This window comes from Pseudoalteromonas sp. BDTF-M6, from assembly GCF_018334135.1.
Taxonomy (GTDB): Bacteria; Pseudomonadota; Gammaproteobacteria; order Enterobacterales; family Alteromonadaceae; genus Pseudoalteromonas.
This window is the reverse complement of record NZ_JAGXTQ010000007.1, coordinates 139,803-153,597: the sequence shown is the minus strand read 5'-3', so window position 1 is coordinate 153,597 and position 13,795 is coordinate 139,803. Positions and strand designations below refer to the sequence as shown.

Genomic DNA, 13,795 nt, shown 5'->3' with positions numbered 1-13,795 from the left:
TGATTACATAGAGATGTTTTATAATAGCAAACGAAAACATGGTTCCAATGATTTGCTATCACCAGTAGAGTATGAGAACCGTTACCAAGAACGGCTGAAACGTGTCTAGATTAGCGGTGGCGATTCACTCCATGCATGGGGAGGCAGAACCACGGGTCGAGGTTTATATTCGATGCTTTGTGATAGCTACGGAATTAGACCTCTAACTTTAAGAGATATTCCCAGAGGCAGGGATCAGCTAGATTCCATATTTACTCACCTTGATGAAAGAATTGGTGATAACTTTGAACCAATCTATGACTTAGTTCTTATCGATGAGGCCCAAGATTTTCCCAACAAAGTCTTTGAAATTGTATATAAAATAACGAAAGATCCCAAACGAATTATTGTAGCCTATGATGACTTCCAATCACTTAGAGAACTTAAAATCAGGGAGTTCCATGAGTTATTTGGTAAAAGTTCAGATGGTCAATTTAGATTTGATGAAGAAGCCCTCAGTGGTGAGTATCAAGGGGGGGTTAGTAAAGATTTCATCCTTCCAAACTGCTACCGGAACCCCAGAAATATACTTATGGTAGCGCACGGAATAGCCTTGGGTGTTAAAAGACGAAGTGGGGTTGTCGATAGTGTCGATAGGGTAAGAGATTGGGAAGCACTGGGTTACAAAGTAAACTCTCCCCAAGGAAAAGAACTAATTGTAGCCGGTGATAGAGTAGAGGTTGAGAGACTCGAAAGTAACAGCTTGAACTCACTAGAAAAATTAATCAAAGAAAACGGTGGCCAAGTTGAAAAGCTAATAAATGTAAACTGCTACCAAAACATTCAAGAAGAAGCTGCCTATATAGTAAATAAAATCAACAGACTAATACAGGAAGAAGGAGTCAAAGCCCACGAAATATTCGTTATAACTCTTGATACTAGAAATTCAGAAAACTTCCTAAAAAGCGTTAGATCTGGCTTAAACCAATTTGGTATCAAAGCGATTATGCCGGGCTATATAGAGTCTAATAGGCACTTTTATGAAGAAGGCTGTGTGGTGCTAACTACCCCGTTTCGAGCGAAAGGAAATGAGACGAATATTGTTTTTGTGGCTAACTGTCAGGGAGTTACAAGTGATTTTAGCTTTAAAATGAGAAACTCTTTCTTCGTTGCAATGACAAGGTCTAGAGGGTGGTGCTATGTGACAGGCTATGGCGACTCAATGAGAGAGCTTGAAAATGAGATTAACTCGGTCACAGCTGAACTTCCTAAGTTTGAATACATTCGCCCAAATGATGCTGATATAGCCAGAAGAAGACTTCTCCTTTCAAAGTCATCTTCCGTGAATGAAGAGGATCAAGATGTTCTAGAGCGTTTGAGTAGGGAAAACCCTGAACTACTGAGAGAGTTTTTACAACAACGGCTAGATATAGAGTGACTATAAAATGGATTTTCAGTACATCGAGAGAGCTTTAAGAGATATTAACTCTCATTATAGTTCTATTCTATTAGAGTCCAACCATATTAAAGAGAACAGCCAGATAACTTGGCCGAACTATAGAGCTGGTATTTTTTCAAAAACAGTGTATGGGAGCGAATACCAAAAACTAATAGATAGTAAACAGTACTCTTTTTTATTATTCGATAAATCATTTATACAAATGTTTTATGAAATAAGTGGACAGGAGATAACTAAAGCTAAATTAGCTTATTACCCTGTGCCACTAAAAATTTCTAATGCATACAATGACATATTGGAAAGCGCTGAAGAAAGTGGATTAGATATAATGGAGGATCTTTTCTTTGGAGTTGAAAGTTGGGTGGATAAAGGAATTGATGTAGTTAATACATCTCATATCAGATTAGATTATGACTCAAAAGTTGATAGTCACTCCAAGTGTCACTTGCAAGTTGGAGCAATAAATGACATCAGAATAGATAGTGAAAAGCTATTAAATCCTTTCATTTTTTTTGACTGGATTGTAAGTAAGTTAAATTTCAAAGAGTATTCAGATTTGACTGCAAAGGCTCAATACAAACAAGATAAAACCTTTCATTTAAAAAAGTACTTAAATGTAGAAGTTCACCCAGAGTCAAATTACTATCTATCCAACTAACGCTTGGGTTCAAGTTGCAGGGTTACTTTACAGATATAGCCTTAACAGACGTTCACTGATGCTATTTAAATGAGCTACAAATTAGCTACAAATAATTTGATTCTTTATAAGGTAAAAATGTAACCAATTGATTTTATTGGCGGCCCCTGCAGGAATCGAACCTGCAACTACCCCTTAGGAGGGGGCTGTTATATCCATTTAACTAAGGGGCCAACCCAGGGTCTGCTGACCCTGGGTTGATTATAAAGCTAGGTATTTGATAATCAAGCCCATTCATTGGGATTAAGCGGTTATTCCTCACCTCAAGTGCTCATTGTTGATGCGCTATCTGCACCCCTTACTTACACCCGTTAGGCTAGTTTTTTAATAATACCCCTGTCTCTTCTTCGACTTGTCGCGATTGCAGCGCCATTACTGTGCTGCCTGGCAGTAAGATTTGCCCACTGGCCACCAGGGTTCGACTTTGCACTGCGACGATGCGGGCGTTTACCAGGACCCCGTCATTGCTGTCGGTCAAGGTGCCGGTCAGCAGGTACTGAGCCGCCGTGGCACTTTCCAGCTCCAGGTAATCGCGGCTTAAGGCAAAGTCACCCTCAGGCGTTACGCGAATATGCCTGGTCAGCTTAAAATCGATAACCGGCACCCGCAGTTGATGAAGCTCGTGCATCAAGGACTCGGCGACATGATTGCCCAGCAAACTGCCCTGATTTAAATCGCTATCGACATAGGTAAAGGTGGTCACCGCCAGCGCCGTCGTTATCGACGCCTGATCCAGGTTGACCGCCAGCTCCTGGGCCAGCTCCTGAATATAGACGTTAATGGTTTTGCTTTGCGCGTTAAGCTGCGGCTGCGGGTAATAGGTGCGTTCACCTTGGAAAAAGGCCTTGTCCACATGCAACCTAGGATTGGCTTCTCCTTCGTTGCCCTCAACTTGAGTGCTGGCGGTATCGGCGTTAGCTATGCCATGCTGCTGGGCACAACCGGCCAGTGCAGCCAAGGCTAACGTCAGTGCTAGCTTGTTCATTCCTTTCTCCTAGGGTCTAGTATTCTTTTCTGTGGATCTGACCGTGACGCAATATACTCTTTTGCTCGGGCCACATCACGTTGGCGGGGATATAGTCCGTCGCCGCTGCCACCACCTGCTGCGTATCGAGTTTGATCAGCCGCGCATTCACCACATAGCTGTCCTCTTGGCGCAACAAGGTGCCGGTTAGGTAATAATCCAGGTTATGACGCTGCGTTAAACGCATAACATCACGGCTCAGCATCTTATCCTGCTCCGTCTGCATATAAATACCGTCGCTTTGCTTAAAGTCGACCACCTGGAATCCTGCTTGCGTCATCAAGGTAACCAGCCCGTCTTGCAACTGCAGGCCGAGATCATGCTGCTTGGGTTGCTGCGAGTCATGCTCCAGTTGTTTAATGGGCAAAAAGGTGCCCACGGCGATACGCCCGCTTAAGTGCAGTTCGCCCTGGCGCGCTTCATTGCCATGAATACGCGCCAGCAGTTGCTCGGCCAAGCGTTGCGTATGGCCATGTATCGCCTGTGCCGACAGTTGCCCGGCTTGCGTCTGGTCATTCATTTGCTGAGTACTTTGCTCAGACTGTGCGCAGGCAGTTAGCACTAACGTTGCAGATAGAATTAGGTATCGCATCATTCACCCGTAGAATTACTCTCTATAAGCTGTTAAGCAAAATCAGCGCCAAGATGTCATCTAGGTCGTCTAAAGAGGTGGATGCTGTGCGCCATGCGAAAACAACAGCTGGTGCTGTGAAAAACCGCCCAGGCAGAGGAACTCTTAACGTAATCCTTAGGGTTAGATCCGCCGAGTATGGCCCAGCTTACGCCTTTCGTTGGCTATATAAGACGCCAAGTTATTGGCGAGTGTTTTTGTCTAAGAGACTCGGTAGCGGCGGATGCTTGCCGCCCCTTGAACGGAGCGGCAACAGGATTGGTTAGTTGGGTTACACCGCGAAGGGGTAACGGATAGCGTCATGATGCTGGTAGCCGGAGATTTCAAAGTCGTCGGTGCTCACCCAGGTTTCCAAATCTTCCAGGGATTTGATCTCAGGGTTAATGTGCAGTTGCGGCGAAGGGAATGGCTCACGCTTTAACTGTACGTCACGCATCAGCTCAAGCTGATTTTCATAAATATGGGCATTAACGATTTTGTGATAGGCCATGCCCGGCTTATGACCCGTGATCTGGGCCACCAAGGCTAACAGGGTAAAGACCTGGATCTGGTTGAAGTTTAAACCCAGGGGCACATCACAAGAGCGCTGATAACTGGTCAGGTGCAAGGTGTCGCCCAACAAGGAGAAGGTGTGAGTGTGCATGCAAGGGCGCAAACAACCCAGTTCAAACTCGCCGGGATTATAAAAGGTGATGATTTCACCGCGGTCATCGACACCACGACTGAGGTTATCAACCACCTTCTTTAACTGGTCCAGATGCGTGCCGTCGGGCTTTTGCCAGCTGCGCCCCTGAACGCCGTATACCCGGCCCATATCGTCTTCACCGCGACGATGGGGGTTGTTCAACCAGGCCTGGTTTTCGTTGGCGTTGGCATTCCAGGTGTTACAGCCAATATCGCGAAACTGGGCGGCACTGTCATAGCCACGCAAATAGCCAAGCAGTTCGGCAATGGCCGCCTTAAAAAAGCTTTTACGGGTAGTGATCAGTGGAAATTCGTTGGCGGCAACATTGTACTCCAAGTCCGCATTAATCACGGTCAAACAACGGATCCCGGTACGCTCATTTTCCACCCAGGTGCCGGTGTCGACGATGCGACGACATAAGTCTAAATACTGTTTCATGCTTGCCTCTTATTTTTTCGCTGCCGGTGCGCCAGCGTTATCTGCTTTGCTGTGCGCCCAGAAGATAAACGCACCACCGAGGATAATCATAGGCAGGGATAAAATCTGCCCCATGGACATAATGCCGCCCAATAAACCTAAATGAGCATCCGGCTCGCGGAAGTATTCAATGGCAAAGCGGAAGGTACCATAACCGAGTAAGAAGACTCCGGATACGCTGCCCGCCGGACGCGGCTTTTTAATAAACCACTGCAATATTAAGAACAGCACCAGGCCTTCAAAAAATGCTTCGTATAATTGTGACGGGTGACGAGGCTCTGGTCCGCCGGTCGGGAACACCATGGCCCAAGGCACATCCGAAGTACGCCCCCACAGCTCGCCATTAATAAAGTTGCCAATGCGCCCGGCCAACAGACCAAGGGGAACCAGAGGCGCAACAAAGTCACCCACGGCGAAAAACGATTTACCCCGTGATTTGGCAAACCAAAATATGGCGGCGATCACCCCAAGTGTACCGCCGTGGAAGGACATGCCGCCCTGATCTATACGGAATAAATAAAGTGGGTTTTCAAGGAAATAGGAAAATTGATAAAAGAATACATAACCCAAACGGCCCCCGAGGATCACCCCGAGCATACCGTAAAATAATAGGTCGCTGACTTCTTCTTTGGTCCACCCCGATCCGGGTTTGGCGGCCTGGCGGTTTGCCAACCACATGGCCAGAACAAAGCCAACTAAGTACATTAAGCCATACCAGCGTACGGCCAGCGGCCCTACTTCGAAAATCACCGGGTCAATTTGTGGAAATTCTAAAGCCATAATTTTATTTTTGCCTAGCTAAACACCATACGTAAGGCGATGATCACCAGCAGTAAGGCGAAGATTTTTTTAATATGTGAAACGGGTAAATAGTGCGTAGCGCGCGCACCATAGGGCGCCGTAAACCAAGAGGTCGCGACAATGCCGGCCAGCGCCGGAACATAAACAAAACCGACAAAGCCGTCGCTGATGTTCTGCACCTGCCACCCGGAGGCAATGTACCCCAAGCAGCCAAACAGCGCAATGGCAATACCGCTCACCGCGGCGCAGCCAATGGCTTTTTTCATATCCACGGAAAAGTAGTTCAGCAAGGGTACGATAAGGGCGCCGCCGCCGATACCGATAAGTCCGGACAAAGCGCCCAATAGAGACGTTGAACCGGCCACCACAGGGTTCGATGGCATGGGGCGAGTGCTGGTCGCCCTATGGCTGGAATAGATCATACGCATGGCGATAAAGATTACCGCAACGGCAAAAATGGTTTTCAGTCCCTGCTGGGGAATATAGCTGGCCATAAAGCCGCTGATCAAGGCGCCGGTAGACACACCAAACAGCACCGCAGGCGCCACTTCCCAGGGCACATTGCGGTTGCGATGATGAGCCAGGGCCGAGGACGTGGACGTAAATAAAATCGAGGCCAGTGAGGTGGCAATGGCTATTACTAATACATGTTCGACATCGGTGACATTAAAATGCACCAGCAGCGCACTGAGCGCGGGTACGATAAGCAGGCCACCACCTATGCCTAACAGACCGGCGAGAAAACCCACCACGCTTCCTAGCACCGTGCACAAGATAAAAAGCCAAATAAGATCTGCCATGTATTTTACTTATTCTGTTTTCTTATATCGCTAATATATCAGGTTATAAAGAGGATTTCATTGCTTGCCATCATCGTCTTTTTGTCGATACAGCAATTGCCCCAGGCCCTGTTCAAGCATGAAATCCCGCACTAAACGATGCACCTGTTTGGCATTGGCGGCGCTTAAACACTGTGCCAATAATTGCTTACAAGCCTTAAGGCCGACGCGGCGGATCACCCACTTCACCTTGTGCAGTGCGCTAAAGTTCATACTCAAACTGTCAAAGCCCATGGCTATCAATAAGATGGCTCCCTCTGGCTCACCGGCTAATTCACCGCACAGGCTAAAGGGAAAATTGGCCGCCTGGCATTGCTCGGCAATACTGTTGAGGGCGCGCAGCACCGCCGGATGGTAACAGTCGAACAAATTGGCAACCCGAGAGTTGGCTCTGTCCACCGCCAGCAGATACTGAGTGAGGTCATTGGAGCCGACCGAGCAAAAGTCCACCTTGGCGGCAAACTCATGCAGCAAATAGATACTCGATGGCACCTCGATCATGACCCCGACCAGGGGTTTGTCGATGTAGCTGAATTCGTGGGGAAAGTCCTGCTGTAATTCGTAATAGGCACGCTCAAGCAGGGATAAGGATTCATCGACCTCCCCGACCTCACTGATCATGGGCAGCAATATACGGAGATTTCCAAGGCCGGAATTCGCCTTGATCATGGCCTTCAACTGATCAATAAACAGCTCAGGATGATCCAGGCTAACGCGAATGCCGCGCCATCCCAGGAAGGGGTTCTCTTCTTGAATATCAAAGTAATCGAGCGCCTTATCACCACCAATATCCAAGGTACGCATGGTTACCGGGGCGGGATGGTAGCTGCTCAGTACCTGACGGTACCATTGCTCCTGCTCATGCTGCGATGGAAAAGTGCCTTTTTGCATAAACCAGGATTCGGTGCGATACAGGCCCACGCCGTCGCAATAGCGGGCGCTGTCGAGCTCGGTTTGTAGATCCAGACCGGCATTAAGCATCAGGTCGATGGCCTTGCCATCCGGGGTGGTCGAAGGCAGGTGGTATTCGGACTCAAACTGGTCGTGTAATTTGGCATCGCGGTGCTGAATTTGCGCGTATTCTTTTTTCAGCGCCTCACTGGGACTAAGGTACACCCGCCCGGCATAGGCATCGATGATCAGCTCTTTGTTATCGAACTGCAACAGCGGAATATCGTTAATACCCCAAACGGTGGGGATATTCAGCGCCCGAGTCAAAATAGAAGCATGAGAGTTGGCGGCACCGTGCACACTCACCACCCCTTTCAGACGCTCTTTGGGCACCTGCGCCAGCATGGCCGGGGTCAGGGTGTGCGCCACTAAAATGGTATTCTGCGGATACGGCTTAGTCGCCTTTTCGGTATTAAGCAGGTGAAACAGCACCCGCAGACCAATGTCTTTCACATCGACGGCACGCTCCTTGATATAAGGATCCTGCATGTCATTGAACTGCTGCACCAGGCGTTCAATCACCCGCTTTAAGGCACTTTTAGCACACCAGCCCTCGGCGATTTCCCGCTCCACATCGCGGCCAAGGCTGCGAGCATCGAGTAATTGCAAATACACTTCAAAAACCGCCACCGCCTCGCTTGGCAAGTGCCCTTGCATCGACACCGCTAAGGTACTGAACTCCTTGCGGGTAGCGGCTACCGCCTGTAAAAACAACTGCTTTTGTTTGAGCTTGTCTTGCTCCTTGCGCATCTCCACGGAAGAGAAGTCAACCTTGGGCAGCACCACATAGGCATCCCCCTGGGCGATGCCACCGGAGCTGGAGATCCCCTTTAACATAGTGGAGCGATGGCTAAGATCGTCCTGCTGCAACAGGGTTTGTATTTGTGCATCGGCCAGTTGCGGTGCCAGTTGCGCCGATAGGGTGATCAAAAACGATTCTTCGTCCTCGCTAAACACCCGGGCTGCAGCTTGCTGAACCACAATAACCCCAAGCACCCGCTTTTGATGCACCACGGGCACGGATAAAAAGGCGTTGTATTGATCTTCTTTGACAAGATCTGAGGTTATAAAGTGCGGGTGAGATTTGGCATAGGCAAGGTTGATAGGCTCTTCACGCTGAGCCACCAAGCCCACCAGGCCCTCGGTAAAGCCGAGGCGAAATTGCCCCACGGCGGCGGGGTTGAGGCCATCTGTGGCCATCAAGACAAAGTTATCCTGGCTGTAATCGGCAAAGTAGATCGAACAGCACTCGGTCTTCATCGCCTTTTTGACCTGGCTGACAAACACCATAAGCGCGCTTTCCAAGTTCGGCTGTTGAGCAACTTGCTCGACAATAGCGCGCATGATGGCAAGCATAATGAAAACTCTCCTTAACGGCGGTTACGCCACTGCCCCTGTGGCGATGACTCCTTGCGATTAAATGGCATCGCAATAGGGGCGAACTCTTTCATTACCCGGCGGTATACATCGCGCTTAAAGGCCACGACCTGGCGCACCGGATACCAGTAACTCACCCAACGCCAATCATCAAACTCCGGATGATGGGTTTTAAGTAAGTTTACGTCTTCATCTTTGCATTTTAGTTTAAGCAGGAACCATTTTTGCTTTTGGCCAATACAAACCGGGGTCGAATCACGGCGAATTAACCGTTTCGGTAACTTATAACGCAGCCAATGACGCGAGCTGGCGATAACCTCGACATCTTCTGGAAGCAGTCCCACTTCTTCATGCAGTTCGCGGTACATGGTTTGCTCTGGCGTTTCACCATCGTCCACTCCGCCCTGCGGAAATTGCCAAGAATGCTGGCCGTAACGGCGGGCCCAAAATACCTGGCCTTGGTTATTACAGATTACGATTCCGACATTGGCACGAAAACCTTCGGCATCAATCACCTTAGTGCCTCTTTTGTAAGTCGATTTTTATCGATTGTTCCACAATCGCCAATTGACAGCAAATAATATTCGCAACTAACACCAAGTTACTCACATGTTGTGCATAACTTTTAATAACTACGGATAAAAATAAAACAAATCCACAATAAGCAGGTTTAAAACCGCACTTCTCCACAGATTCTGTGGATAAATATGTTCATACATCTGTATTTTGTGGATTAAAACATCATGCCAATTGTATAAAATCTTAACAACTATAAAAATAAACCATTAAAATCAATGCATTACAAATAAAATCAAAGCAAATGGGTGAGCAAAAAAGCACCCGATTTTTTCTGCTCAAAATAACAACACCCAGATTCCCTGTACCTAACGGCACGCCCCTTTGTTACAATCAGACCTCCAGGGCCCTTATCGAGTAGCTATGATTTCTCCACCTTCAAACCTTGCACAACTGCGCCAGCGCGTCGATGCCATTGCCGGCATGACCCTGGGCGACCTTGCCCAGCAATACGGTTTTAAAACCCCCGAACATTTGCAGCGGGAAAAAGGTTGGGTTGGGCAACTGTTGGAATATGTGCTGGGGGCTACCGCGGGCTCTTTACCAGAGCCGGACTTTCCCGCCCTTGGCGTGGAATTAAAAACCCTGCCTATTTCCTATCAGGGCACGCCGCTGGAAACCACCTTTGTCAGCGTCGCCCCCCTCACCCAGGTGACCGGGCTGAGTTTCGAGCAAAGTACCGTGTATAAAAAACTCTGTCATGTGTTATGGCTGCCGATTCTCGCCGAGCGCGATATCCCCGTGGTGGAGCGGGTTATCGGCAGTGGTTTTTTATGGCAGCCCAATGCGCGGCAGTTCGCCCAGCTGAAACGAGATTGGGAAGAGCTCACCGAGATGGTAGCCCTGGGGCAGATTGAGCAGGTTAATGGCCATTTTGGCGAGGTCTTACAACTGCGCCCCAAGGCCGCCAACAGCAAGGCCCTGACCGCTGCCATAGGCAAAAATGGCGAGCGCATTCAAACCCTGCCTCGGGGCTTTTATTTAAAAACCCAGTTTACCCGGCAGATCCTCGCCCAGCAGTTTCAGCCGTAAGGCTAGTCCTCAGGCTTGCCAGTAGGCATGCCAAAGCTTCCCTCAAGGGCGGCAATAAACAGGCATAAAAAAACCGCGGTAAGACCGCGGTTTTTTCTCGGCTAAATAAGCTGCGCTTATTGGCCTTTGATTTCAGAACGGCCTTTATAAACCGCTTTGTCACCAAGTTGTTGTTCGATGCGTAGTAGCTGGTTGTACTTAGCTACACGGTCAGAACGACATAGTGAACCAGTTTTGATCTGGCCAGCCGCAGTACCTACCGCAAGGTCGGCGATAGTCGCGTCTTCGGTTTCACCACTGCGGTGTGAAATAACCGCAGTAAAGCCAGCGTCTTTAGCCATCTTGATTGCATCAAGCGTCTCAGACAGTGAACCGATCTGGTTGAACTTGATAAGGATAGAGTTACCAATGTTCTCGTCGATACCACGCTTAAGGATCTTAGTGTTGGTTACGAATAGATCGTCGCCCACTAGCTGTACCTTGTCGCCAATCTTATCGGTTAGAATTTTCCAACCCGCCCAGTCGCTTTCGTCCAGGCCGTCTTCGATTGAAACGATAGGGTAACGTGCCGCTAGGTCGGCAAGGAAGTCGGCAAAACCAGCCGAGTCGAATACCTTGCCTTCGCCTTTAAGGTCGTATTTACCATCGTGGTAGAACTCAGAAGAGGCACAGTCTAGCGCTAGGGTTACGTCTTTGTTTAGCTCGTAACCGGCAGCAGCAACCGCTTCAGCGATCACTTCCAGGGCTTCTTCGTTTGACTTAAGGTCAGGTGCGAAACCACCTTCGTCACCTACCGCCGTGTTTAGGCCGCGTGCGCTTAGTACTTTTTTCAGGCTGTGGAAGATTTCCGCACCCATGCGTAGCGCTTCGGTGAAGCTAGGAGCGCCGACCGGCTGAACCATAAACTCTTGGATATCAACGTTGTTATCCGCGTGCTCACCACCATTGATGATGTTCATCATAGGCACAGGCATTGAATACTGACCAGATGTACCATTGATGTCGGCGATGTGTTCGAATAGCTCAACACCCTTGTCCTGAGCTGCCGCTTTAGCGTTCGCTAGCGATACGGCCAGGATGGCGTTTGCACCCAGTTTTTCTTTGTTCTCGGTGCCATCAAGCTCAAGCATGATGTTATCGATTGCACGCTGCTCAAGGGCATTTTGGCCTTTAAGGGCGGTGGCGATTTCGTTATTTACATAACCCACGGCCTTCAATACACCCTTGCCCAGGTAACGACTCTTGTCGCCATCGCGTAGCTCAAGGGCTTCACGTGTACCGGTTGAAGCACCTGAAGGTGCACAAGCACGACCCCAAGCACCACTGGCTAGGTAAACTTCGGCTTCAACAGTTGGGTTACCGCGTGAGTCCATAACTTCACGGCCAATCACTTTAACAATTTCTGACATCTCGATTGATTCCTCTTGTCCCAGGTTTAGTACTCCCTCCCCCGGGGCCTTTCTCGGCACCTCTGGGCAAGGGGTATAAAAACGAAAAAGCCGTGCATGGGCACGGCTTAATACGATCGATTACGAAGATTGCTTCTGGAAGCTGTGTGCAGCCGCCACGAAACCTTCAAATAGTGGGTGACCATCACGTGGCGTAGAGGTGAATTCCGGGTGGAATTGCGCCGCAATAAACCAAGGGTGATCTTTGTTTTCAATGATTTCCACCAGCTTTTTATCTTCGGAGAGACCGGTGAACTCAAGACCCGCTTGCTCAAGCTGCTCAACATAGTTGTTGTTCACTTCATAGCGGTGGCGGTGACGCTCAACAACTTGATCACTGCCATACACCTCACGTACCTTTGAACCTTCTTTCAGATGACACAGCTGAGCGCCAAGACGCATGGTGCCACCTAAATCCGACGCTTCGTCACGTACTTCAACATTACCGTCTTTATCAAGCCACTCGGTGATCAGACCCACTACAGGGTGCGCCGAGTTAGCATCGAACTCGGTTGAGTTCGCGCCTTCAAGACCGGCTACGTTACGCGCGTATTCAATTAGCGCCACCTGCATACCTAAACAGATACCCAGGTAAGGCACCTTATTTTCACGGGCATACTTGGCCGCCATGATCTTGCCTTCAACACCACGACCACCGAAGCCGCCAGGTACTAAGATGGCATCAAGACCTTTAAGCAGGTCAACGCCCTTGCTTTCAATGTCTTGTGAATCAACGTACTGAATGTTCACGGTAAGACGGTTTTTCAAACCGGCATGCTTCAGGGCTTCGTTAACCGACTTATAGGCATCCGGTAATTCGATGTATTTACCCACCATACCGATAGTCACTTCACCAGTGGGGTTCGACTCTTGGTAAAGTACTTGTTCCCACTCGGATAGATCCGCTTCCGGGCAATCCAGGTAGAAACGACGACAAATGATGTTGTCCAGATCCTGTGACTTAAGTAGCGCCGGGATCTTATAAATGCTGTCTACGTCTTGTAGCGAGATAACCGCTTTTTCTTCAACGTTAGTAAACAGGGCAATCTTGGCACGTTCGTTTGCTGGCAGTTTACAAGCAGAACGACACACCAGGATGTCTGGCTGAATACCGATTGAGCGCAGCTCTTTTACAGAGTGCTGAGTTGGCTTGGTTTTCACTTCACCGGCAGGGCCTAAGAATGGCACCAGCGTTAGGTGCATAAACAAGGCGCGCTCGCGGCCGATTTCGGTGCCAAGCTGACGAATGGCTTCTAGGAAAGGTTGTGACTCGATGTCACCTACGGTACCGCCGATCTCAACGATGGCGATATCATGACCTTCTGCACCTTCAACTACACGACGCTTGATGTCGTTAGTGATGTGCGGGATAACCTGAATGGTTGCACCCAGGTACTCACCACGACGCTCGCGACGAAGAACATCTTCGTATACACGGCCTTGGGTGAAGTTGTTGCGGCTGGTCATCTTGGTGCGAATGAAACGCTCATAGTGACCAAGGTCAAGGTCCGTCTCTGCACCGTCTTCGGTAACGAACACTTCACCGTGTTGAATTGGGCTCATGGTGCCCGGATCAACGTTGATATAAGGATCCAGCTTTAAGATTGTGACTTTCAAGCCACGTGCTTCTAAGATCGCTGCCAATGATGCAGCAGCAATACCTTTACCCAACGAGGAAACCACCCCGCCTGTAACGAAGATAAATTTTGTACTCATGCGAACCCTAAGATATCAGGAAATGGATTAAATTATAGAATCAAGACGGGGCGATAGTATAGCAAACCCCCCTCGGCCAATCCAGTTAAAATTCACCCTAGGA

General features: G+C 48.9%; 13 protein-coding genes and 1 tRNA gene. 4 read left to right on the top strand and 10 right to left on the bottom strand.

Translation table 11 applies throughout. The annotated features are described in order from the left end of the window. The 3 genes from KD147_RS15335 to KD147_RS15325 form a co-directional block, all read left to right on the top strand. On the top strand, positions 1-109 hold a 109-nt coding region (locus tag KD147_RS15335), incomplete at its 5' end, for an IS3 family transposase (protein WP_212547736.1). 63 nt (positions 110-172) lie between these two features. Beyond that, positions 173-1,417 carry a DEAD/DEAH box helicase gene (locus KD147_RS15330; protein ID WP_212548406.1) on the top strand — a complete coding sequence of 415 codons (1,245 nt, stop codon included), beginning with the start codon at positions 173-175 and terminating at the stop codon, positions 1,415-1,417. A gap of 7 nt (positions 1,418-1,424) precedes the next feature. Then, entirely contained in the window at positions 1,425-2,096 is a 672-nt protein-coding gene (locus tag KD147_RS15325) for a DUF2290 domain-containing protein (RefSeq protein ID WP_212548405.1), read from the top strand. 137 nt (positions 2,097-2,233) lie between these two features. Here KD147_RS15325 and KD147_RS15320 read toward each other — a convergent pair. The 8 genes from KD147_RS15320 to rppH all read right to left on the bottom strand — a co-directional run bounded on the left by KD147_RS15320 (position 2,234) and on the right by rppH (position 9,435). Next, positions 2,234-2,308, bottom strand: a tRNA-Arg gene (locus tag KD147_RS15320). A gap of 143 nt (positions 2,309-2,451) precedes the next feature. Next, the gene (locus tag KD147_RS15315) at positions 2,452-3,120 is read right to left on the bottom strand and encodes a FlgO family outer membrane protein (RefSeq protein ID WP_212548404.1); all 669 of its coding nucleotides are present in this window, start codon (positions 3,118-3,120) and stop codon (positions 2,452-2,454) included. A 16-nt stretch (positions 3,121-3,136) separates the two neighbouring features. Next, positions 3,137-3,679 carry a FlgO family outer membrane protein gene (locus tag KD147_RS15310; protein WP_212548403.1) on the bottom strand — a complete coding sequence of 181 codons (543 nt, stop codon included), beginning with the start codon at positions 3,677-3,679 and terminating at the stop codon, positions 3,137-3,139. Between the two features lie 382 nt (positions 3,680-4,061). Then, entirely contained in the window at positions 4,062-4,913 is an 852-nt protein-coding gene (locus KD147_RS15305) for a thymidylate synthase (RefSeq protein WP_212548402.1), read from the bottom strand. Between the two features lie 9 nt (positions 4,914-4,922). After that, positions 4,923-5,732, bottom strand: a complete 810-nt coding sequence (lgt, locus tag KD147_RS15300) for a prolipoprotein diacylglyceryl transferase (RefSeq protein WP_105190559.1) — start codon at positions 5,730-5,732, stop codon at positions 4,923-4,925. 14 nt (positions 5,733-5,746) lie between these two features. After that, positions 5,747-6,553: a sulfite exporter TauE/SafE family protein gene (locus KD147_RS15295; protein WP_105190560.1), complete on the bottom strand. Its 807-nt coding sequence runs from the start codon at positions 6,551-6,553 to the stop codon at positions 5,747-5,749. A gap of 57 nt (positions 6,554-6,610) precedes the next feature. Then, positions 6,611-8,899: a phosphoenolpyruvate--protein phosphotransferase gene (gene ptsP / locus KD147_RS15290; RefSeq protein ID WP_105190561.1), complete on the bottom strand. Its 2,289-nt coding sequence runs from the start codon at positions 8,897-8,899 to the stop codon at positions 6,611-6,613. Positions 8,900-8,913: 14 nt separating this feature from the next. Then, positions 8,914-9,435 carry an RNA pyrophosphohydrolase gene (gene rppH, locus KD147_RS15285; RefSeq protein ID WP_105190562.1) on the bottom strand — a complete coding sequence of 174 codons (522 nt, stop codon included), beginning with the start codon at positions 9,433-9,435 and terminating at the stop codon, positions 8,914-8,916. A 424-nt stretch (positions 9,436-9,859) separates the two neighbouring features. Here rppH and mutH point away from each other — a divergent pair, with 424 nt between their 5' ends. Further along, complete coding sequence (gene mutH / locus KD147_RS15280; protein ID WP_212548401.1) at positions 9,860-10,528, top strand: DNA mismatch repair endonuclease MutH; 669 nt, start codon at positions 9,860-9,862, stop codon at positions 10,526-10,528. Positions 10,529-10,644: 116 nt separating this feature from the next. Here mutH and eno read toward each other — a convergent pair whose 3' ends face one another. Then, the gene (eno, locus tag KD147_RS15275; protein ID WP_105254908.1) at positions 10,645-11,937 is read right to left on the bottom strand and encodes a phosphopyruvate hydratase; all 1,293 of its coding nucleotides are present in this window, start codon (positions 11,935-11,937) and stop codon (positions 10,645-10,647) included. Positions 11,938-12,057: 120 nt separating this feature from the next. Beyond that, positions 12,058-13,692 carry a CTP synthase gene (pyrG, locus tag KD147_RS15270; RefSeq protein WP_105254907.1) on the bottom strand — a complete coding sequence of 545 codons (1,635 nt, stop codon included), beginning with the start codon at positions 13,690-13,692 and terminating at the stop codon, positions 12,058-12,060. Positions 13,693-13,795 lie beyond the last annotated feature (103 nt).

Excerpts from the sequence above, each read along its gene's own strand:
- KD147_RS15330 (WP_212548406.1), top strand. The coding sequence starts at position 173 with ATGCTTTGTGATAGCTACGGAATTAGACCTCTAACTTTAAGAGATATT.
- KD147_RS15325 (WP_212548405.1), top strand. The coding sequence starts at position 1,425 with ATGGATTTTCAGTACATCGAGAGAGCTTTAAGAGATATTAACTCTCAT.
- KD147_RS15315 (WP_212548404.1), bottom strand. The coding sequence starts at position 3,120 with ATGAACAAGCTAGCACTGACGTTAGCCTTGGCTGCACTGGCCGGTTGT.
- KD147_RS15310 (WP_212548403.1), bottom strand. The coding sequence starts at position 3,679 with ATGAATGACCAGACGCAAGCCGGGCAACTGTCGGCACAGGCGATACAT.
- KD147_RS15305 (WP_212548402.1), bottom strand. The coding sequence starts at position 4,913 with ATGAAACAGTATTTAGACTTATGTCGTCGCATCGTCGACACCGGCACC.
- lgt (WP_105190559.1), bottom strand. The coding sequence starts at position 5,732 with ATGGCTTTAGAATTTCCACAAATTGACCCGGTGATTTTCGAAGTAGGG.
- KD147_RS15295 (WP_105190560.1), bottom strand. The coding sequence starts at position 6,553 with ATGGCAGATCTTATTTGGCTTTTTATCTTGTGCACGGTGCTAGGAAGC.
- ptsP (WP_105190561.1), bottom strand. The coding sequence starts at position 8,899 with ATGCTTGCCATCATGCGCGCTATTGTCGAGCAAGTTGCTCAACAGCCG.
- mutH (WP_212548401.1), top strand. The coding sequence starts at position 9,860 with ATGATTTCTCCACCTTCAAACCTTGCACAACTGCGCCAGCGCGTCGAT.
- eno (WP_105254908.1), bottom strand. The coding sequence starts at position 11,937 with ATGTCAGAAATTGTTAAAGTGATTGGCCGTGAAGTTATGGACTCACGC.
- pyrG (WP_105254907.1), bottom strand. The coding sequence starts at position 13,692 with ATGAGTACAAAATTTATCTTCGTTACAGGCGGGGTGGTTTCCTCGTTG.